We start from the raw sequence: 22,476 nt of genomic DNA on the forward strand, positions 1-22,476 counted from the left end.
GGAGAAGAGATATGAGCGTATTGGAAAAAATCGCATGGGGAGCGGGCGGACTGCTTCTGGGAACTGCCGGGAAGGCGATCCTGACCAGCCGGGATGCGAAGAAGGTTTACACACACTGCACGGCTGCGGTGCTCCGCGGAAGAGACTGCATTATGGAAACCGGAGACGCGATCCGGGAGAACTGCGGTGACATTTACGCCGATGCCGAGGATATCAATCATGTCCGCTATGCCGATGCGGAGAAGAAAAAGGTACAGGAGGCTGAGGCGATTCTGGCCGCATATAAAGAGAAGGAAGCGGAAGCATAATGCAGTATCTGATACTTCACGAATCGAGACAGCGGATGCGTCTGCGCGTTCCGCGTCTGAACCTGACCCTCAGGGAGGCGGATGTTCTGGAGGCTTATCTGAACAGCCTGAGCTTCGTGAAGAATGCCTGTGTCCATGAGCGCACGGGCGACGCGATTGTGTTCCTTGTGAACAAAGACGCAGGTCGGCCGGCGCTGCTGAAAGCGCTGGACAGATTTTCCTTTGTTGACGAGAGCATCGCGGCCCTCGCTCCGGAGCATTCTGTCCGGGCGATGAACCGCAGATATCAGGAGAAGATGACAGCGCTGATTCTGGGGAGGGCGTTCCGGAGTCTGTTCTTTCCGAAGTCTCTGCAGATCGCGTGGACGGTTGGGAAGAGCTTCCGCTTTCTCGCTATGGGCCTGAAATCCCTGCTGCGGGGGAGGCTGGAGGTCTCGGTGCTGGACGCCGCGGCGATTGCGGCTTCCATGCTCCGGGGAGACTTCTCCACAGCGTCCTCTGTGATGTTTCTGCTGCAGACCGGAGACCTTCTGGAGGACTGGACTCACAGAAAATCTGTGAACGATCTTGCCGGCGCCATGTCTCTGAAGGTTGACCGTGTATGGAAACGGACAGACGAAGGAGACGTACTGACCGATGTGTCGGTAATCCGGCCCGGTGACAGAATCGTCGTCCGGACGTCAAACGTGATTCCGCTGGACGGAAAGGTTGTGGAGGGGGAAGCCTCTGTCAACCAGGCGTCCATGACGGGTGAATCGGTTCCCGTGATCCGCAGACCCGGCGGCTATGTCTACGCCGGCACCATAGTGGAGGAGGGCGGCTGTGTCATCGAAGTCACCAGAGCGACGGGCAGCGGACGATATGACCAGATTGTCAGGATGATTGAAGAGTCCGAGAAGCTGAAGTCCGGCACTGAGGAGAGGGCGTTCCATCTGGCGGACCGTCTGGTGCCGTATTCCCTCGGCGGCGCGGCGCTGACCTGGCTCCTGACGAGAAACATCGACAAAGCGGTTTCCTTCCTGATGGTGGATTTCTCCTGCGCACTGAAATTGTCTATGCCGCTTTCTGTCCTTTCGGCGATCCGGGAGGCAGGGGAGCATGATATCTCCGTAAAGGGCGGAAAATTCCTGGAGGCTGTGGCGGAGGCGGAGACGATCGTCTTCGACAAAACCGGAACGCTGACGCACGCGACTCCTTCCGTTGTCGATGTCGTGACCTTTGACGGCACGGATGCGACGGAGGATCTGCGGATCGCGGCCTGTCTGGAGGAGCATTATCCTCATTCGATTGCCAATGCCATCGTCAGCTGCGCCGGAGAAAGGGGAATCCGTCACGACGAGATGCACTCGAAGGTAGAGTATGTAGTGGCGCACGGGATTTCCAGCAGGCTGGAGGGCCGTGAAAAAGCGGTCATCGGCAGCTATCATTTTGTTTTTGAAGATGAGAGCTGCGTGATTCCGGAAAACGAAAAGGAGAAATTCCGCCGCCTTCCCACAGAGTATTCGCATCTGTTCCTGGCCATCGACGGATGTCTGAAGGCCGCGATATGTATCTTTGACCCCCTGCGCGGGGAAGCGGCAGAGGTGGTGGATGCGCTTCACAAGCTCGGACTGAACAAAGTCTGTATGATGACCGGCGACAATGAGCATACGGCATCCGCAATCGCGAGAAAGCTGAATCTGGATGAATATTATGCGGAGGTGCTGCCGCGGGACAAGGCAGAATTCATCCAGAGGGAGCATGAAAAAGGACGAAGGGTCATCATGACCGGAGACGGCGTCAACGACACGCCGGCGCTTTCAGAAGCGGACGCGGGAATCGCGGTCAGCGACGGGGCGGCTATCGCAAGGGAAATTGCAGATATAACAATTTCCTCCGACAGCCTGCGGCAGCTTGTGATCCTGCGGAAAATCAGCTGGGCTCTGATGAAACGCATCAATGACAACTACCGGTTCATCATCGGATTCAACGCGAGCCTGATCGCATTCGGCGTGCTGGGAATATTGCCTCCGGCGACCTCCGCGCTGCTGCACAACGGCTCAACCCTCGTGACCGGAATCCGGAGCATGAGCAATTTGCTGAAGGAGGATGAAGATGAAAAAGCATAAATTTTTCGCGATAGCCACGATTATCTGCTTTTCTCTGACCGTTCTTACGGGATACAGGAAACAGTAGTCCGCCGTCTCATGCGACAAAACATATTGCAGAAAACGCATGAACAAAGCACATAGCAAACGAGGCTGCCCGGAGGGCAGCCTCGTCATCATGTCTGAGGAGTCATTTATTATGAGTTGATGTATGTCTGAGTAAGCTGATAAGAGAAATATGAGTCATTTCTTTTCAGCGAATGCTGCAGCATCGCTTTTATCTGTTCGCGTGGTTTCAGTCCTGAAACAGTGCCGTGGAGAGATATCTGTCTCCGGTGTCCGGCAGCAGCACGACGATATTCTTGCCCTTCGCTTCAGGGCGCTTTGCGATTTCAACGCCTGCCCATACTGCCGCGCCGGAGGAAATGCCGACCAGAACGCCTTCGTTTCTGCCTATCAGTTTGCCGGCTTCAAACGCATCGTCGTTCTCGACGGTGATAATCTCGTCATAGACGCCGGTATCCAGTACGTCGGGAACAAAGCCCGCGCCGATGCCCTGAATCTTGTGGCTTCCGGCTTTACCTTCCGACAGTACAGGGGAGGAAGCGGGTTCGACCGCGACGATTTTCACGTCCGGGTTCTTCTCCTTCAGATATTTTCCGACGCCGGTGAGTGTTCCGCCGGTACCTACGCCTGCGACAAAGTAATCGACTTTTCCGTCGGTATCTCCGTAGATCTCGGGACCTGTGGTTTCATAGTGCGCTTTCGGGTTCGCCGGATTGACGAACTGTCCGGGAATGAAGCTGTCGGGCGTTTCCGCGGCCAGCTCATCGGCCTTGGCGATTGCACCCTTCATTCCTTTCGCTCCCTCTGTGAGCACCAGCTCGGCACCGTATGCCTTCATGAGCTGACGCCTTTCGATGGACATGGTCTCCGGCATAACGATGATGATGCGATAGCCTCTTGCCGCGGCGACAGACGCGAGTCCGATTCCGGTGTTTCCGGATGTCGGCTCGATGATTACGCTGCCCGGCTTCAGTTTCCCGGAGGCCTCTGCGTCATCAATCATCGCTTTTGCGATACGGTCCTTGACGGAACCGGCCGGATTGAAGTATTCCAGCTTCGCCAGAAGTCTGGCATCCAGTTTCAGTTCCTTTTCAGTGTTTGTAAGCTCAAGAAGCGGTGTTTTTCCGATCAGCTGATCGGCGGATGTGTAAATATTTGCCATTGTTTTCTCCTTTGTATTATCTGCAGTATATGCCTATGTGTAAAATGTTCTGTTTCGATGCGGCGTGTCCGCCGCATCCGGTCATCTGCCTGCAAAGGCAGGAAGGATTCAGTTCCATTCAGTTAAACGCTGCGACATCGGAAATACGCTTCCATGTTGCGGAACGGCATTTGATTCATTTTTATTACCCACCTTTCCGATATGTTATTGTGATTATACTCTGCGTATATTGCTTTGTCAACAGGAAAATGAAAAAAAAGAGATATTTTTTGAGGTCTCTGAAGGTCGGGTAAAGACCGCGGTTTCGAAATAAAATCAGCTCCGTCAATTCCCGGCCGAGGTTGACAGCCCGGCGCAGGCAAGGGTATAATTTATGGCATGTTCGACAGAGACGGCCGCATATTCCGCGGCGTGTCTTCCGGACCGGAATATTACGAGCAGGAGTGGAGTATGGTATGAAAGCATTGATCGCGATGAGCGGCGGAGTGGATTCCAGTGTCGCCGCCTGGCTGATGAAAAACAAAGGATATGAATGCATTGGCGCTACGATGCGCCTTTTTGATAACGAAGAGGCGGGGATTTCCTGTGATCGGACCTGCTGTTCGCTGGACGACGCCGAGGACGCCCGTTATGTCTGTAATAATGTAGGAATTCGTCATTATGTGTTTAACTTCCGCGCAGATTTCCGAAAACAGGTCATCGACCGGTTCATTCACTGTTATGAAGAGGGCGGGACGCCCAATCCGTGTATCGACTGCAATCGCTTTCTGAAATTCGACCGGCTGTATGAACGGGCGAAGCTCCTGGACTGTGACGTGATCGTGACGGGGCATTACGCACAGATTGAGCGGCGGGGCTCTCGCTGGATTCTGAAAAAGGCCGCGGATGAAAGCAAGGATCAGAGTTATGTTTTGTACACCATGACGCAGGAGCAGCTTGCTCATACGCAGTTTCCGCTGGGCGGGCTTCATAAGACGCAGACCCGTGAAATCGCGGAGAGACAGGGCTTCATCAACGCGAAGAAGCATGACAGTCAGGATATATGTTTTGTTCCGGACGGCGACTACAGCGCGGCGATCCGGCGCTTTACGGGGAAGGAGTATCCTCCCGGAGATTTTGTGGATGCACAGGGAAATGTTCTGGGCAGGCACAAAGGAATCATCAGTTATACCATCGGCCAGAGAAAGGGACTGGGGCTGGCTCTGCCGGCGCCGATGTATGTGCTGGAGAAGAACGTGAGAGAAAACAAAGTGATTCTCGGGAAAAACGAAGATCTGTTCCGGCGGGAGCTGGAGGCGGAGGACTTCAACTGGATCGCGTATGAAGAGCCGCCGGCGGAGCTTCATGTAAAAGCGCGGATCCGATATAATCAGAAGGAACAGCCGGCAGTCGTGACGCCGGCGGGAAGGACCCGGATTCATCTCGTGTTTGACGAGCCGCAGCGGGCGATTACTCCCGGACAGGCGGTGGTGCTCTATGACGGCGACGTGGTTGTCGGCGGCGGAACCATAATCTAGGAGGTGGTTTCTGTGGACGGACCGAAGAATGCGGAGCCGGGGAAACGGATATGCGCAGGACTGCTGGCTCATGTGGACACCGGCAAGACTACCCTGTCGGAGGCGCTTCTTTACATGGCGGGGGAGCTCCGGCAGCCGGGAAGAGTGGATCACGGGGATTCCTTTCTGGACAGTGAACCGCTGGAGCGAAGCAGAGGGATTACGATTTTTTCCAAGCAGGCGCGGCTTTCCCGGAACGGGACGGACATCACGTTGCTGGACACGCCGGGTCATGTGGATTTCGCGGCGGAAACGGAGCGGGCTCTGTCTGCAATGGACTGCGGGATTCTGGTGATAAGCGCCAATGAGGGAGTGCAGCCGCACACCGAGACGCTGTGGAAGCTGCTGCGGAGATATAGGATCCCGGTATTTATCTTTGTGAACAAAATGGATCTCGCAATACACCCGAAAGAGGAGATCCTCGGGGAACTGCGGACCCGGCTGGGCGGCGGCTGCGTGGACTTTCAGATGCAGAGCCGGGAGGCGCTGGAGGATGCGCTGACACTGAACAGCGAAGCGCTGACAGAAGAGATGCTCACCGAGGGGACGCTGTCGGATGAAGCGGTTGCGTCGGCTGTTTCCGGAAGAGAGATTTATCCCTGCTATTTCGGTTCAGCCTTGAAATGCGAGGGGATCGATGCGCTGCTGGACGGTCTGGTCAGATTCGCCCCGGCGCGCCCTGCGGGAAAAAAGTTCGGCGCGAGGGTCTTCAAGGTCGCCAGAGACGAAAACGGAGAGCGGGTTACCTTTGTGCGGATCACAGGCGGACGGCTGGCGGTCAGGGACACGGTGGACGGCGGAAAAATCCATCAGATCCGGCTTTATTCCGGCATGAAATACAGGACGGTGGAGCAGGCGGAGGCAGGGATGATCTGCGGACTGACCGGCCTGACCCGGACGAAAGCGGGCATGGGCCTGGGCGCGGAGGAGGACGCCGCAGAGGAAATTCTGGAGCCGTTTCTGTTCTGTCATGTGAGGTTCCCGGACGGCGTTGACGCGCACCGCGGACTGCAGGATTTCCGGCAGCTTGCGGAGGAGGACCCGAAGCTGGACGTCAGCTGGGACGAGGCTGCGGGAGCGGTTGCGATACGGATGATGGGGCAGGTGCAGCTGGAGGTTCTGACGTATCTTGCGGAGGAACGGTTCGGCTACCGTGTCGAGTTCGACTCCGGGAAAATCGTCTATAAGGAAACCATGACGCCGGAGGCGGAGACGGTGGAGGGAGTCGGACATTTTGAACCCCTGCACCATTACGCGGAAGTTCATCTGCTGCTGGAGCCCGGAGAGCGGGGGAGCGGCATGACGTTCCTCACGGACTGTCCGGAGGACGAGCTGGATCGGAACTGGCAGCGGCTGATTCTGACTCATCTGAGGGAGCGTCAGCATCGCGGGGTCCTGATCGGCGCGCCTGTGACGGATCTGAAGATTACCCTTGCGGCAGGAAAGAGTCACCGGAAGCACACCGAGGGCGGAGATTTTCGGGAGGCTACATACCGGGCGGTACGTCAGGGTCTGATGCAGGCGGACTGCTGTCTGCTGGAACCCTGGTTTGAGTACAGGCTGGAGGTTCCCGCGGAAAATACAGGGAGAGCCATGGCGGATGTGAAGAGGATGCACGGAAGCTTTCAGGAGCCGGAGCGCGCCGGGGAAATGACGGTGCTCCGGGGGAAGGCGCCCGTCTCTGAAATGAAGGAATATTCCCGGGAGCTTCAGGGGTACACCGGAGGCAGAGGACGGCTGAACTGTGTTTTGTCCGGGTACGAGCGCTGTCATAATGAAAGAGAAGTCATCGAAGCCGCGGAGTACTGTCCGGAGCGCGATGTGGAAAATACAGCGGATTCCGTGTTCTGCCTCCATGGAGGCAGCGAAATCGTGAACTGGAAGGACGCGCCGGCGCATATGCACCTTCCGCCTGTTCTGGAACAGAGAGCGGCAGGACAGGGTGCGCAGGGTACGGAGGCGGAGCAGCTGAGGGCCATGGCGCGGGAGTACAGCCGGAGGGCGGCTGATGACCGGGAGCTGATGGCGATTTTTGAACGGACATACGGTCCGGTGAAACAGAATCCCCTGACCGCGCCGGGAGCGGCCCGCCGGAAAAGACCGGAGCGGACCGGGTTTGAACCGGTGCAGAAAGAGGTAAGAAAAGTAAAGGCGTCCCGGCCGAGAAGCCGGTTCGTCCTGGTGGACGGTTACAATCTGATTCACGCCTGGCCGGAGCTCGCGGAGCTGGCGAAGACAGATTTCGGCGGGGCGCGCGACCGCCTGATCGAGATTCTCTGCAATTATCAGGGCTTCACGCAGGCGCAGGTGATCGTGGTCTTCGACGCCTACCGGGTCAGGGGAGGAACCGGCTCCCGGGAACGGGTGCGGAACATCGACGTGATATATACAAAGGAAGCGGAAACCGCGGACATGTACATCGAGAGGGTGACGCACGAAATTGCAAAGGAAAACGACGTGCGGGTCGTCACTTCGGACGGCCTGGAGCAGATGATCATATTGGGACATGGCGCGACACGGGTCTCATCGAGGGAGTTTGTTGAGGAAATCAGGCTCATCGATCAGGCGATCCGGGAGGTCATGAACACTGTTAACTGAGAGACTGGAGGATGAAAATGCAAAAGGACAATTCATGGGAGCTGTATTCAGACGCACAGATTGAAGAGTGCGATCGCTTCTGCGAGGGCTATATGGACTTTCTGAGCCGCTGCAAGACGGAGCGGGAATGCGTCAGGCGGATTGAGAAGGATCTTGAAGAGGCGGGCTACCATCCGATGGACGAGCTGATCCGCCGCGGTGAAAAACTGAAGGCCGGAGACAAAGTCTACCGCATCAATATGAATAAAGCGGTGGTGATGTTTCATATCGGGAAGGAGCCTGTCGAAGAAGGAATGAACATTCTTGGCGCACATATCGATTCCCCGAGGATGGACGTCAAGCAGAATCCTTTATATGAGGACGGCGGTTTCGCGTATCTTGACACGCATTATTACGGAGGAATCAAGAAATATCAGTGGGTGGCGCTTCCGCTGGCACTTCACGGAATCGTGGTCCGCAGGGACGGCAGCGCCGTTGAAATCGCGGTGGGAGAGAAGGACAGCGACCCGGTGTTCTTTGTTTCTGATCTGCTTGTTCATCTGGCGCAGGAACAGATGGAGAAAAAGGCGACGAAGGTGATTGAGGGCGAGGCTCTGGACATCATCGTGGGGAACCGCCCTCTGAAGCTGGAGGAGAAAAAAGACGACGAGGACAGTAAGAAGAGGAAGAAGGATCCGGTCAGGCAGGGGATCCTGAAGATTCTGAAGGATGAGTACCGCATCGACGAGGAGGATTTTGTCTCCGCAGAGCTGGAGGTTGTTCCGGCTGGAAGGGCGCGGGAAGCCGGCCTGGACCGCAGCATGATCCTTTCCTATGGACAGGATGACCGGGTCTGTGCCTACACCTCCTATCAGGCGATGCTGCGGGTTCCGGAGGTGACGCGCACAGCCTGCTGCATCCTCGTGGACAAAGAAGAAATCGGCAGTGTCGGCGCCACCGGCATGCAGTCGAAGTTCTTTGAGAACACTGTGGCAGAGCTGCTTGAACTTCTGGGCGGCTACAGTGAACTGACGCTGAAGAGATGCCTGGCGGCCAGCACCATGCTGTCCTCCGACGTCAGCAGCGCCTTCGATCCGACCTACGCCTCCAGCTTTGATAAGAAGAATGTGGCGTATCTGGGCGGCGGCATGGTGTTCAACAAGTTCACCGGCGCCCGCGGGAAGTCGGGCTCCAACGACGCGAATGCGGAGTACATCGCGCATCTGAGAGATATCTTCTACCGGGAGAAGGTGAATTTCCAGACGGCGGAGCTCGGCCGCGTGGATCTGGGCGGAGGAGGAACCATCGCGTATATTCTGGCGCTGTACGGAATGAATGTCATCGACAGCGGCGTCGCGGTGCTGAATATGCACGCGCCCTGGGAAGCGACCAGCAAGGCGGATGTATACGAAACTCTGCGCGGATACATGGCCTTCCTCAGGAACGCGAAACGGGTGCAGGGGTGACGGACGATGATTCAGGATATCGCGCCGCTGGCGTTTCACAATCAGTACCGGAAAAGGCTTCCGGGACCTAACGACCGGGTTCTGATCTATCAGGGAGAAAGTGTGGCGGTGTTCCGCGGCGGGAACGGGGAGCTGAGGCTTCCCTCCCGCGGAGATCTGGGGAACGCGGCAGATGAGGATTTCCGCTATCTGTTTGACATCAGCGGAATCGGATATTTTCTGTATCTGGAGAAGATGCCCCGGGCGTATCGGAATTCTGTGGAAAGTGTCAGAAAGCTCCGGCAGGAGAAGAACAAGGACATCTGCTATGCTGTCGCTACGGGCTTTCAGCTGTACGTATGGTATCGGGACAACCGCTACTGCGGGCGATGCGGAAAAAGGACGGAGCATTCTCCCGACATACGGATGCTGAAATGTCCACACTGCGGAAATGAGATCTATCCCAAGATTGCGCCGGCAGTCATCGTGGGCGTCCGGGACGGAAACCGTCTTCTGCTGACCCGATACGCTGGAAGGGCCTACAAAAGATACGCCCTCGTGGCCGGGTTCAACGAAATCGGAGAGACTCCGGAGGAGACCGTGCAGCGGGAGGTCATGGAAGAGGTCGGCCTGAAGGTCCGGAACATCCGTTATTACAAAAGTCAGCCCTGGGGTGTGGACAGTGATCTGCTCCTGGGATATTTCTGCGACCTGGACGGGAGCGACCAGATCCGTCTGGATCATGATGAGCTGGAGACCGGAGAATGGTTTGAACGCGAAGACATTCCGGTGGAAGACGACGGAATCAGTCTGACCCGCGCGATGATACAGGCCTTCAAGGAGGGAGAAACAGAATGAAGTACGATGTGATTATTATAGGAGCGGGAACCGCCGGAATGACGGCGGCCGTCTATGTGCAGCGGGCCGGAAGGCAGGCGCTGGTTCTGGAGGGAAAAGGCTACGGCGGTCAGATCACTAACGCCGGAGAGGTGGAAAACTACCCCGGAATTCCGCGGATCAGCGGAATGGACTTCGGAAAATCGCTGTATGATCAGATGACGGCGATGGGAGCGGAGCTCCGCGTCGAGCGTGTGACCTCTGTTACAAAGACAGGGTCGGGCTTTTCTGTGACTACCGGTGCGGGGAAATATGAGGCTCCGGCTGTGATTCTTGCGACCGGGGCGAAGAACCGGACACTGGGAATCGACGGAGAGACGAAGCTGACCGGATCGGGCGTTTCCTACTGTGCTACCTGCGACGGGAATTTCTTCCGTGGAAGAGATGTGGCGGTTGTCGGCGGCGGCAATACGGCGCTGGACGATGCAGAAATTCTGTCCGGCATCGCCCGCAGGGTTTATCTGGTGCACCGCCGGGATTCCTTCCGAGGCGCGGCTGCGACGGTGCAGCGCCTTGCGGCACACGAAAATGTGGAGTTTGTTCTGGAGAGCGTGCCGGTGTCTGTAAACGGCGGATTCGCGGTGGAGAGCCTGACCGTAAAGAATGTGAGAACCGGAGAAGAACGCGGCCTGGAGGTTTCCGGCGTGTTTGTCGCCATTGGACAGGAGCCGGACAATCAGGCGTTTTCCAATGTGGCAGAGCTGGATCGCGCCGGATATATCGTCGCGGGTGAGGACTGTCTGACGCGGACGGCGGGGCTGTTTGCCGCCGGAGACTGCAGAACCAAGAGCCTCCGCCAGCTGACAACGGCGGCTGCCGACGGCTCTGTAGCGGGCGTGGCGGCGGTGGCCTATCTGAACGCGCTGTAGCTTTTGGTAACTTTCCGATGCTTTTTGCAGTTAAGCTGTGAATTTTTGTACTGAATATGATATAATGACTTTACCGATTATCATTTTTCATATCGCCGGAATTCCGGTGACAGAGAGAACCGGAGGAAGGGTACATGGAACCGAAATACAAGAGGGTGCTGCTGAAAATCAGCGGAGAGGCGCTGGCCGGAGAGACGAGGACCGGCATCAACGAGGATATGACCAACAAGGTGGCCCGGGAGATCAAACAGCTGATCGATCTGGGCGTAGAGGTGGCCATCGTTGTCGGCGGAGGAAATTTCTGGCGGGGTCGCAGCAGTAAGGATATGAACCGGGAAACAGCGGATTATATCGGAATGCTGGCGACGGTGATGAACTCCCTGGCGCTGCAGGATGCTCTTCTGGCGCAGAACGTGCCGGCGAGAGTGCAGACCTCCATCGAGATGCGCAAGATCGCGGAACCGTATATCTGGCGCAGAGCGCTGAAGGAGCTGGGAAGAGGCGAGGTCGTGATCTTCGGAGGAGGAATCGGAGAATCTCATTTCTCCACGGATACCGCAGCGGCGCTGCGTGCTGTGAACATCGGCGCGGACATGATTCTTCTGGCGAAGAACATCGACGCGGTATATTCGGACGATCCGAAGACGAACCCTGATGCGGTGAAGTATACGGAGCTTACCATGAAGGAGGTCATCGACAGGGATCTGAAGGTCATGGATCTGACGGCGGCTACGATTTGTATGGAAAATAATATGAGGATACAGGTTTTCGGCCTTGCGGAGGAAAACAGTATGGTTCGCGCAGTATGCGGCGAGAATATAGGCACTTTGATCAAATAGAGTTGGAGGTACGACAATGAGTCATTCACGGAAGAATATGGGCGAGAGAATTGAGAAAACCAAGTCCGTTCTGAAGGAGGAGCTGAACACGGTCCGGGCGGGCAGAGCCAATCCCGCGCTGCTGGACAAGGTAATGGTGGAATATTACGGAACGCCGACGCCGCTGAGAAATCTCAGCAATATTTCAGTTCCCGAACCGCGGATCCTGATGATCACCCCCTTCGATCCCAAGTCTCTGGGTGATGTGGAAAGAGCGATTAATGCGGCGAATATCGGCATCACGCCGAACAACGACGGAAAGAACATCCGTCTGGAGGTTCCGCAGCTGACAGAAGAGAGAAGAAAGGAACTGACCAAGACCACCCGCAAGATGGGAGAGGACGCCAAGGTTGCCATCCGCAACCTGAGAAGAGAGGCCAACGATGCGCTCAAGAAGCAGCAGAAGGCCGGCGAAATCACCGAGGACGACCTGAAAGAGGAGCTGGACGCGATTCAGAAGCAGATCGATCAGGCGGTCAGCGATATCGACGAGATGGTCACGGCCAAAGATCGGGAGATCCTCGAGGTTTAAGTAACAGAAAACTGGTCCGGTGTGGCTGCGGTTGCAGCCACATTGGTTTTATGTTGGAGGCGCCGTCCCGCGGCGGTGCTTTGCGGATATTGGAGAATAATGCTGGATTTAGACAGAATGCCGGCCCACGTCGCAGTCATCATGGATGGCAACGGCAGATGGGCGAAAAAAAATAATGTGAGCAGGCTGAGCGGGCACAACGCCGGTATGAACGCCATGAAGGAGATCGTGCGCCGGGCTTCGGATCTGGGAATCCGTTACCTGACTGTTTACGCCTTTTCCACGGAAAACTGGAAACGGTCAGAGGAGGAGGTCTCTGGAATATTCAAACTGCTGGTGAAGTTTGTTCGACTGGATCTTGCGGAACTGGATGAAAAAAACGTCAGGGTCAGAGCTCTGGGGGATTACAGCGTGATTCCCGCGGCGGCGAAAAAAAGCCTGGAGAACACGCTGGAAACCACAAAGGACAATACGGGAATGCAGTTCAATATCGCGCTGAACTACGGCAGCCGGAGCGAGATCACCAGGGCGGTGAACAACATCGTGCGGGATGTGCGGGAAGGTCGGATTCAGGGCGAGGTTACAGAGGAAATGATCAGCCGACGTCTGTATACCGGAGAGGAATGCGGAAATGTTCCGGATCCGGATCTGATCATCCGCACCAGCGGAGAGGAGCGGCTGTCCAACTTCCTTTTGTGGCAGAGCGCCTACAGCGAGTTCATCTTCACGGACACGCTGTGGCCGGATTTCACGCCGGAGGAGTTTGAAACGCTGATTGAACGGTACCAGAGCCGTGACAGAAGATTTGGAGGACGAAAATAATATGAAGACGAGAATCATATCCGGATTTTGTATGGTCCCGCTGGTGATCCTGGTGTATCTGGGGAGTTACTGGCTGGCCGCGCTGTGCATCTTTATCGGTTTTGTCGGCGTGAGGGAGTTTTACAACGGATTTCGGAATATGGACATCCATCCGTCCATGCCTATCGCCGGCGTTGCGCTGTTCGCTCTGTATCTGATTAACGGACTATGGCCGGGGCAGCCGGTGCTGATTATGGGATGGCTGGCCGCGGTGATCATGGCGGGCTCTCTGTACATGTTCAATGTAGAGAAGAGGACGCCGACGGACGCGATGGCAACGATTATAGGAATTATCTATATCGAATTCTTCTCTTATCATTTTGTTCTGATCGATCAGAGCGGCCCTTATCAGGTCATGGTATGGCTCTGTCTGCTCTGCGCCTTCGGTTCTGACATCTTCGCATATTTTACAGGCGTGTTCCTGGGAAAACACAAGATGACGCCGCATTTGAGTCCAAAAAAAACCTGGGAGGGCGCGGTCGGCGGAGTCCTTGGAAGCGTCCTGGTCTGCGGACTGTTCGGATATTTCCTGTGCCCGGAGTATCTGATTCACTGCCTGATTATCGGCCTTGCGGGCTCGCCGGTTTCCATGTGCGGAGATCTGACGGCCTCTGCGTATAAGAGAAAGATGGGCATTAAAGACTACGGAAAACTGATTCCGGGACATGGCGGCATCATGGACCGGTTTGACAGCGTCTTCTTTACGGCGCCATTCGTATATTACTATATTGCCATTGTAATGGTTCATTTTCAGCTGGGATAAGATGAAACAGGAGTGAGCGATGAAAAAGGTAACGATCCTGGGCAGCACCGGCTCCATCGGAACACAGGCGCTGTCGGTGATAGATGATAACCCCGGCCTCTTTCAGATCGAGGCGCTGACCTGCGGGCGCAACACAGAACTGTTCCGCCGGCAGATTGAACGGTACAAACCGAGGCTTGCCTGCTGTGAACGCCGGGAAGACGCGGCAGAGCTCGCCTGGGAATTTCCGGGAGTTTCCTTTGTTTCCGGAGCAGAGGGGCTGGAGGAGGCCGCGGTGTCAGACTGCGATATTCTGCTGAACGCTCTGATGGGGATGCGGGGCTTGGTCCCCACTTATCGGGCCATTATTGCGGGGCATGATATTGCGCTGGCGAACAAAGAAACGCTGGTGGCCGGCGGAGCCGTCATTATGAACGCCGTGGAGGAAAACGGCGTGGCGATGCTTCCGGTGGACAGCGAGCACAGTGCGATTTTCCAGTGCCTCGAGGGAAACCGGGACAAGAAGATCCGCAGGATCCTGCTGACGGCTTCCGGCGGACCTTTCCGGGACTGGCCCGCGGAGAAGCTGGCGGATGTGACGCCGGAGATGGCGCTGCAGCATCCGAACTGGAGCATGGGGCGGAAGATTACCATCGATTCTGCGACTATGATGAACAAAGGCCTGGAAATGATTGAAGCCATGTGGCTGTTCGGCGTGGGAACCGATGATATTCAGGTGCTGATTCATCCGCAGAGCGTGGTGCATTCCGGTGTCGAATTCGCAGACCGCTCTGTCCTGACGCAGATGGGCGTTCCGGATATGAAGATCCCTATCAGCGTGGCGCTGGGATATCCGGATCGTCTGGAAACAAAAGGAGAAGCTCTGGATTTCTTCGGCGCGGCTTCGGAGCTGACCTTCCGGCGGCCGAATCCCCGTGTGTTCCGCTGTCTCGATCTGGCGGTCCGCGCCGCGCGGGCCGGCGGCAGCTGTCCGGTGGTGCTGAACGCCGCCAACGAGGTTCTGGTTCAGGCGTTTCTGGATCGGAGGATCAGATTTACCGATATCGCCGACGGTATCGAACGGATGCTTGACCGGCATGAACGGGTTGAGGAGCCTGAGCTGGAGGAGATTCTGGAAATCGACGGGGAAACGAGAAGAGAAACAGAGAGTAGCATATGCTGACGATTATACTGGCAATTGTTTTATTTGTGCTTTTAATATTCCCGCATGAGCTGGGGCATTTTGTCGCGGCGAAGGCGGTGGGCGTCCGCGTCAACGAGTTCGCCTTCGGCATGGGACCTGCTTTGTACAAAAAACAGGGCAGGGAAACGCTGTATTCCATACGGGCGTTTCCTGTCGGCGGCTATTGTGCGATGGAGGGGGAGAATGAGGAGTCCGATGCGGAGGACGCATTTGTCAACAAACCCGCATGGGCCAGAATTACCGTGCTCGTGGCGGGCTCGGCGATGAATGTGCTGATCGCGATTCTGGTTCTGTCCATCATGTTCGGCGTCATCGGTGCGGCGACGACAACTGTTGACCGGGTGCAGAAGGGAATGCCGGCGGCAGAGGCCGGTCTCGCCCGGGGAGACAGAATCGTTTCTGTAGACGGCAGGGAGATCCGGAAGTGGAGTGAGCTTTCCGCAGCGCTGTCGGGGAGTGATGATACGCGCAGGATCACTGTGACGCGGAACGGAGCGGAGAAGACGCTCTCTGTCACGCCTGTGAAACAGGACAGCCGGTATGTGATCGGGATTACGCCGACCGTGACGCACAATCCGCTGATCGCTGTCCGGAACGGAATCACGGGATCCTGGTCAATGACCCGCAGTCTGTTCGGCGCACTGAAGCAGCTGGCGACCGGTCATGTGAAGGCGGACGATCTTTCCGGTCCGGTCGGGATGGTTTCGCTGGTTCACCAGACGGAAAAGGCCGGTCTGATTAATTTCTTCTATCTGGTCGCGCTGATCAGTCTGAATCTGGCGATTTTCAACATGCTCCCGTTTCCCGCGCTGGACGGGGGACGGATCCTGTTCGTGATTATCCGGCTCTTTACCGGAAAGGCGATTACGGATCGGCAGGAGGCGGCGGTTCACGGCGCCGGGATGACGCTCCTTCTGCTGCTGATGATTTTTGTTACATGGAATGATATTGAGAGGCTTCTGACATGAGTAAGCAGGTAATGGTGCGGGATGTCGCGGTGGGCGGCGGCGCGCCGGTTTCAATACAGTCGATGACGAACGCGAATTCCCGGGATGAAAAGGGAATCTGCGAGCAGGTGGCCCGCCTGACGGATGCGGGATGTGACATCATACGCATCGCCGTGCCGGATCAGGAGGCAGCGGAGGTTTTTGCGCGGGTCCGCCGGAAAACCGATAAACCGCTGGTGGCGGATATTCACTTCGATTACCGTCTGGCTATCGCGGCAATCCGGGCCGGGGCGGACAAGATTCGCATCAACCCGGGGAACATCGGAGACGATGACAGAGTGCGGGCGGTGGTGAAAGCGGCAAAATCAGCCGGAATTCCGATCCGTGTCGGCGTCAATTCCGGATCCCTGGAGAAGGATATCGTAGAGAAAAACGGCGGCGTGACGGCGGAGGGACTTGCGGAAAGCGCTCTGCGGAACGTGAAACGGCTGGAGGACATGGATTTCGGAGATATCGTCATCTCCATGAAGTCCTCAGACGTCCGGATGAATTACGAAGCCCACAGAATTGCTGCCGCGAAGACGGAGCATCCTTTCCATATCGGAATCACGGAGGCGGGAACGGTTCGCCGCGGAAAGATTAAATCCGCGGCCGGAATCGGCGGTCTGCTTCTGGCGGGAATCGGAGACACGGTTCGCGTGTCGCTGACCGCAGATCCTGTGGAGGAGGTTGTGTTCGCCAGAGAACTTCTGGAATCTCTGGGTATCCGGGAAAGCCGGTATGACCTGGTGTCCTGCCCGACCTGCGGGCGTACCGGAATTGACTTGGAAAGCCTTGCGGAGGAGGTGGATCGCAGGCTTTCGGCAATGGACAATCTTCCGCCCGGTCTGAAGGTTGCGGTTATGGGCTGTGCGGTGAACGGTCCCGGAGAAGCGGCAGAGGCTGATTTCGGCTGCTGCGGCGGCAGCGGAAAGGGGCTGATTATCGCAAAGGGAAAGGTGATCGCCACCGTCGCGGAGAATGAGCTGGCAGAGGAGCTGATCCGTGTGATCAGAGAAAACGGAGGGGTATGAACAGTTTATTTGAAAACAATATTAACTGGGAGCGGTTCTCCGGTACAGACCGGGAGCAGATCCGGTGCGAGATCGAGGACGCTTTCGTCCATGGCGAGGACTATGGATTGAACGTGAGAATCGGTCTTAATTTTGTTATGTCCGCAGAGGAGCAGAAAAAGGTGAAGGATCTGCTGGCGATGGCGGTGCCGGACGCGCTTTCGGTGAACGTATATTATGACTATGACTGGGAAAATCTGGCGACGGACCGGACGACCGCACTTCGGGATTTAATTCCGATTCTGATCGAACGGTGCGATTCCTCGATGACGAACGCAGTGAGAGCGGACAGCATCGAAATCGGGGAGGACTGCATCCGCATCGGCGCTCTGGGGCGGATCGCGACGAATCACCTGAACAGCTGCGCGGCGAAAGAAATCGAGGGTGAAGTGCGACGCGCGATGAACCGGCAGTACCGTGTTTTGTTCTATAATGATGAGGAAAGCTACGACGAGGCGGAGAAAGCGCTGGAGCAGCACGCCAGGAGAGAGATGGAGGAGCATGCGGCGAGGTCGGAGAAGACTGCGAAGGCGGTGAAATCCGCACCCGCACCGAGAGCCTTTACGCCGGGAAAGAAAACCGACCGGCGCAGGGGAGGACGCATGATTCTGACGGAAAATCTGGGCGGGACTCTGACTCCCCTTAGAGAGCTTCAGGCCGATACCGGCAGGGTAACAGTGGCCGGCACGATTTTCCATGTGGATACGAGGCCGGTCCGCAACGATAAATCGCTGGTCATGCTTCTGATCACAGACAAGGAATTCTCCGCCAAGCTGAAATTTTTCATTAAAAACGAAGAATGGGAGGAGCTCGGCAAAAAACTGAAGGCGGGGACTTACATCACAGCGGCCGGGGAAACGGAGTGGAACCGGTGGGATCACAGTCTGGACGTGATGGTGCGGGCGATTGAGATCGGGGAGGCTCCGCGCAGGCAGGACAATTACCCCGGCAAGAAGAGGGTTGAGCTTCACGCGCATACCAAGATGAGCGATATGGACGGTCTCAATGATGTGGATAAGCTGGTGAAAACAGCGGCGGACTGGGGACAGCCTGCGGTGGCGATCACTGATCACGGCGTGGTGCAGGGATATCCCGATGCGCTGAAGGCGGCAAACCAGTGTACGGAAAACGGCAGCCCGATCCGGGTCATCTTCGGCATGGAGGGATATGTTTTCGAGGACAAAGGCCGAGTCGACGAGGACGGAAACATCGACTACAAAGGAACCAGACAGGATCCTGTCCGCACTAGCCATATCATTCTGCTGGTGAAGACGCAGGCCGGAATGAAAAACATGTACAAGCTGGTCTCCACTTCTCATATCAATTATTTCTATCGCCGGCCGAGACTTCCCAGATCCGTGATCCGGAAGTACCGGGAGGGAATTATTCTCGGCTCGGCCTGCGAGGCGGGGGAGGTCTACAGAGCGGTTCGGGAGGGACTTCCGGAGGCGGAACTGGAGGAAATCGCGTCCTTCTACGATTACCTGGAGATTCAGCCGCTGATTAATGACAAGTTCATGATTTCCGACGATCGCTATCCGCAGGTCAGCGACTGGGAGGATCTGAGAAACATCAACCGCAGGATTGTCGCGCTGGGGGAGAAGCTGGGAAAGCCTGTAGTGGCGACGACGGACGCTCACTATGATGAACCGGAATCGGCGATTTACCGGAACATCATCATGAAGGGCAAGGGATTCAAGGACGCGGAAAACGGCGAGGGGCTGTATCTGCGGACGACAGAGGAGATGCTGGAGGAATTCTCCTATCTCGGCGAGGAGAAGGCCTATGAGGTTGTAGTGGAGAACAGCAACCGCATCGCGGAGATGATCGACGGCGATATCCTTCCGGTGCCGAAGGAAAAATGTCCGCCGAAAATCGAAGGAGCGGAGGAAACGCTCCGGACAACGTGTATGAGCCGCGCCCATGAAATCTACGGGGATCCGCTGCCCGATCCGATTCAGGAGAGACTGGACACGGAGCTGAACGCGATTATCAAAAACGGATATGCGGTAATGTATGTGTCGGCGCAGATGCTGGTAAAGAAATCTCTGGAGGACGGCTATCTGGTGGGCTCCCGGGGATCGGTCGGATCCTCTCTGGCGGCTACTATGGCGGGCATCACGGAGGTCAATCCGCTGAACCCCCATTATATCTGTCCGGAATGCAAGCATCTGGAGTGGGGAGATATGGATCTCTACGACTGCGGAATAGACATGCCGGAGAAAAACTGTCCGGAATGCGGCACGGTTATGCGCAGGGACGGCTTCACCATCCCGTTCGCCACATTCCTGGGATTCAAGGGAGACAAGGAACCGGATATCGACCTTAATTTTGCGAGTGAGTATCAGCCCAGGGCGCATCGATACGTCGGAGAAATCTTCGGAGAGAAGAATGTGTTCAAGGCCGGCACCGTCGGCACTATCGCGGAGAAGACGGCAAAGGGCTTTGTCCGCAAATTCGCGGAGGAGACGAACCGGGAGATCAGCGAGGTGGAAATCGACCGCCTCGCCGCCGGCTGCGAGGGGGTCAAGCGGACGACCGGACAGCATCCGGGAGGAATCGTCATCGTGCCGGATGATCGGGAAATCTATGAGTTCTGTCCGGTCCAGCGTCCGGCAAATGACTCAAAGTCGGATATCACGACGACCCACTTCGACTATCACAAAATCGATCAGAATCTGCTGAAGCTGGACATCCTGGGGCATAATATCCCGTCTATGATCCGTCAGCTTCAGGATATGACCGGTGTCGACCCTCTGAGCGTCGATCTGTCGGACCGGAAGGTTCTGACTCTGTTCAACGGTACAGAGGCGCTGGACATTAAGGATCCGGATTACCGCTTCACCCACGGGAGCTATGCGATTCCGGAGTTCGGGACGTCCTTTGTCCGCCAGATGCTGGATGACGCCAAGCCGGACAAGTTCGCGGATCTTGTGCGGATTTCGGGATTTTCCCACGGTACCGATGTCTGGCTGAACAACGCGCAGGACTACATCCGTCAGGGCGTGGCCACCATGCGCGAGGTGATCTCGACCCGTGACGACATCATGAACTATCTGATTCTGAAGGGAATCGAGAATGAAACCTCGTTTAAAATCATGGAGGACGTACGGAAGAACCGGCCGCTGAAACCGGAGCAGCTGAAGATCATGAAGGAGCACGGCGTTCCGGACTGGTACATCGATTCCTGTATCAAGATTCAGTACATGTTCCCCCGGGCGCATGCGGTGGCGTATGTGATGATGTCCTTCCGTATGGCGTGGTATAAGGTGTATTATCCGCCGGAATTCTACGCCACGGTGTTTTCCAGTGATGTCACAAATTTTAATGCGGATGTGATTCTGCGGGGAAAACAGGCGGTGCTGGACCGCATGGATGAAATCGATAAAATGGGAAATAACGCGTCGGCCAAGGAAAAGGATGAGAAGCTGGTGCTGGAGATCGCCTATGAAATGTACGCCCGTGGCTACAAATTCCGGAACGCGCGTCTGGGCGCATCCAGAGCGCTGAAATTCTGGGTGGAGGACGGCGAGGTGCTTCTGCCCTACGCGGCCTTCAGCGGAGTGGGCGAGACAGCTGCCCGATCGCTGGCAGACGCTTATGAGGAAAAACCCTTCGACACGATTGAAGAGGCCATGAACCGGGCGAGGATCTCCAGAGCGGTCATGGATGTGCTGAAGGAGCACGGCGTGTTCGGGGATCTGCCGGAAACTGATCAGCTCAGCTGGGCTCTGTAGGCCTGCAGGACTGAAACGCTTTTATGCTTTTGTCTCCAAATAAACCGACTCGATTTTCTTTACAGATGAGCTGAACGCACTTTAATTTGTCATAATGTGTTCAAACGAATAAACACATGGAATGAAAGGATGATAAACCGATATGGAAATTCTGGAGATTATGAGGCAGAGGCACAGTGTCAGACAGTATACGGACAGAGCGATTCCGGACGATGTCCGGGAGCAGCTGGCCGAAGAAGTCGAGAAGCTCAATCAGGAGAGCGGACTGCATATGCAGATCTTCTTCGATGAGCCGGAATGCTTCAGCTCGGCGATGGCACATTACGGCAAATTCACGGGCGTCAGAAATTATCTGGCGATCGTCGGAAAAAAAGCGGCGGATCTGGAAGAGAGAGCGGGATACTACGGCGAGAGGATTGTTCTTCTCGCACAAAGTCTGGGCCTGAACAGCTGCTGGGTCGGCCTGACGCACGGAAAAAGCCGCGCTGTCATCGGCAAAGGGGAAAAGCAGGTGATTCTCATTTCTCTCGGCTATGGTGAGACTCAGGGCGTTTCCAGGAAAACAAAGGAGATGCGTCAGCTCTGTTCTGTCACAGGCGACATGCCCGACTGGTTCAGGACGGGAATGGAGGCCGCAATGCTGTCCCCGACAGCCGTCAACCAGCAGAAATTCCTGATCTGCTGGGACGGCAGCGCACTTACAGCGAAGGTAAACGGCAGAAGATTTTTCACAAAAACCGATCTGGGAATTGTGAAATGTGATTTTGAGCTTGCAAGCGGTCACAGGTTCAGCGATTATCTGAGCCGCTGTATACGCTGACAGGGCGCGCGCGGTATATCTGTCACTGCGGCGCCGCAAAATCAGTTATTTTCAGTATTTTCATTGACATGGACCGGGATTTGTGATAAAGTAAATGTGCTGGAATTTTATACTGGCAGGCAGCAAGAGTGGGCGAAACCCACTCTTTCAATTTTGTTAGAGGGAGTATCAATGGCAAAGGAATCGATGAAGGAGCTCGTCGGCCGGCTGACGGCAGACTTTCTGGCTGATCAGGGCCTGGAGCTGTATAATGTTGAATTTCGCAGGGAGGGTCACGACTGGTACCTGCGGGTCTATATCGATAAACTGCAGGAAGAGCAGGACGGGACGGACGTATATGTGAGTACAGACGACTGCGAGAAGGTCAGCCGTTACCTGTCCGACCGGCTGGATGAGGAAGATCCCATTCAGCAGAATTATATTCTTGAAGTCAGTTCCCCGGGAATGGACCGGCAGCTCTTCGAGGAGAAGGATTATGAACGCTTTACGGGACGGATCGTCGATGTGAAGCTGTACAGGAATTTTGAAGGAAGCAAAGAGTTTCAGGGCGTTCTGCTCGGCCTGAAGGACGGATGCGTTGTGATTCAGCCCGAAGACGGCGCAGAACTGTCGTTTCCGCTGGAGCAGGTGGCAAAGACCAGCCTTGCCGTGATCTTTTGAAATATTAATTGGAGGT

18 protein-coding genes are annotated in these 22,476 nt (G+C 56.0%); 17 read left to right on the top strand and 1 reads right to left on the bottom strand.

All coding sequences use genetic code 11. The annotated features are described in order from the left end of the window. Positions 1–11 precede the first annotated feature (11 nt). On the top strand, positions 12–308 hold the full coding sequence (locus tag BHK98_RS00350) for a DUF6110 family protein (RefSeq protein WP_075711708.1): 297 nt from the start codon (positions 12–14) through the stop codon (positions 306–308). Continuing rightward, on the top strand, positions 308–2,416 hold the full coding sequence (locus tag BHK98_RS00355; protein ID WP_075711709.1) for a heavy metal translocating P-type ATPase: 2,109 nt from the start codon (positions 308–310) through the stop codon (positions 2,414–2,416). The genes BHK98_RS00350 and BHK98_RS00355 overlap by 1 nt, the downstream gene beginning before the upstream one ends. 274 nt (positions 2,417–2,690) lie before the next feature. On the opposite strand, the gene cysK is transcribed toward BHK98_RS00355, so the two are convergent. Then, entirely contained in the window at positions 2,691–3,623 is a 933-nt protein-coding gene (cysK, locus tag BHK98_RS00360) for a cysteine synthase A (RefSeq protein WP_075711710.1), read from the bottom strand. 455 nt (positions 3,624–4,078) lie between these two features. On the opposite strand from cysK, the gene mnmA reads away from it, so the two are divergent. The 15 genes from mnmA (at position 4,079) to BHK98_RS00435 (ending at position 22,460) form a co-directional block, all read left to right on the top strand. Continuing rightward, entirely contained in the window at positions 4,079–5,140 is a 1,062-nt protein-coding gene (gene mnmA / locus BHK98_RS00365; protein WP_075711711.1) for a tRNA 2-thiouridine(34) synthase MnmA, read from the top strand. Positions 5,141–5,152: 12 nt separating this feature from the next. Then, positions 5,153–7,777 (top strand): translation factor GTPase family protein, encoded by a 2,625-nt coding sequence (locus BHK98_RS00370; protein WP_075711712.1) that lies wholly within the window; start codon positions 5,153–5,155, stop codon positions 7,775–7,777. Between the two features lie 17 nt (positions 7,778–7,794). After that, a complete protein-coding gene (locus tag BHK98_RS00375; protein WP_075711713.1) occupies positions 7,795–9,222 on the top strand; it encodes an aminopeptidase in 1,428 nt (475 codons plus the stop codon). 6 nt (positions 9,223–9,228) lie between these two features. Further along, on the top strand, positions 9,229–10,059 hold the full coding sequence (nudC, locus tag BHK98_RS00380; RefSeq protein WP_075711714.1) for an NAD(+) diphosphatase: 831 nt from the start codon (positions 9,229–9,231) through the stop codon (positions 10,057–10,059). Then, positions 10,056–10,967 (top strand): NAD(P)/FAD-dependent oxidoreductase, encoded by a 912-nt coding sequence (locus BHK98_RS00385; RefSeq protein WP_075711715.1) that lies wholly within the window; start codon positions 10,056–10,058, stop codon positions 10,965–10,967. Before nudC ends, BHK98_RS00385 begins: the two co-directional genes overlap by 4 nt. Positions 10,968–11,101: 134 nt before the next feature. Continuing rightward, positions 11,102–11,806, top strand: coding sequence for a UMP kinase (gene pyrH / locus BHK98_RS00390; protein WP_075711716.1), 705 nt, complete (start codon positions 11,102–11,104; stop codon positions 11,804–11,806). Between the two features lie 16 nt (positions 11,807–11,822). Next, on the top strand, positions 11,823–12,377 hold the full coding sequence (gene frr / locus BHK98_RS00395) for a ribosome recycling factor (RefSeq protein ID WP_075711717.1): 555 nt from the start codon (positions 11,823–11,825) through the stop codon (positions 12,375–12,377). Between the two features lie 99 nt (positions 12,378–12,476). Further along, complete coding sequence (locus tag BHK98_RS00400) at positions 12,477–13,199, top strand: isoprenyl transferase (RefSeq protein WP_075711718.1); 723 nt, start codon at positions 12,477–12,479, stop codon at positions 13,197–13,199. Position 13,200: 1 nt separating this feature from the next. Then, positions 13,201–14,001 (top strand): phosphatidate cytidylyltransferase, encoded by an 801-nt coding sequence (locus BHK98_RS00405; RefSeq protein WP_075711719.1) that lies wholly within the window; start codon positions 13,201–13,203, stop codon positions 13,999–14,001. 19 nt (positions 14,002–14,020) lie between these two features. Continuing rightward, positions 14,021–15,163, top strand: a complete 1,143-nt coding sequence (locus BHK98_RS00410; protein ID WP_075711720.1) for a 1-deoxy-D-xylulose-5-phosphate reductoisomerase — start codon at positions 14,021–14,023, stop codon at positions 15,161–15,163. After that, a complete protein-coding gene (rseP, locus tag BHK98_RS00415) occupies positions 15,157–16,152 on the top strand; it encodes an RIP metalloprotease RseP (protein ID WP_083627978.1) in 996 nt (331 codons plus the stop codon). The genes BHK98_RS00410 and rseP overlap by 7 nt, the downstream gene beginning before the upstream one ends. Further along, entirely contained in the window at positions 16,149–17,204 is a 1,056-nt protein-coding gene (ispG, locus tag BHK98_RS00420) for a flavodoxin-dependent (E)-4-hydroxy-3-methylbut-2-enyl-diphosphate synthase (RefSeq protein WP_075711721.1), read from the top strand. The genes rseP and ispG overlap by 4 nt, the downstream gene beginning before the upstream one ends. Beyond that, complete coding sequence (locus BHK98_RS00425; protein ID WP_075711722.1) at positions 17,201–20,980, top strand: PolC-type DNA polymerase III; 3,780 nt, start codon at positions 17,201–17,203, stop codon at positions 20,978–20,980. The genes ispG and BHK98_RS00425 overlap by 4 nt, the downstream gene beginning before the upstream one ends. 142 nt (positions 20,981–21,122) lie before the next feature. Beyond that, positions 21,123–21,800 (top strand): nitroreductase family protein, encoded by a 678-nt coding sequence (locus BHK98_RS00430; RefSeq protein ID WP_075711723.1) that lies wholly within the window; start codon positions 21,123–21,125, stop codon positions 21,798–21,800. A 171-nt stretch (positions 21,801–21,971) separates the two neighbouring features. Next, on the top strand, positions 21,972–22,460 hold the full coding sequence (locus tag BHK98_RS00435; protein WP_075711724.1) for a ribosome maturation factor RimP: 489 nt from the start codon (positions 21,972–21,974) through the stop codon (positions 22,458–22,460). Positions 22,461–22,476: the final 16 nt, after the last annotated feature.

The organism is Hornefia porci, from assembly GCF_001940235.1.
Lineage (GTDB): Bacteria > Bacillota > Clostridia > Peptostreptococcales > Anaerovoracaceae > Aminicella > Aminicella porci.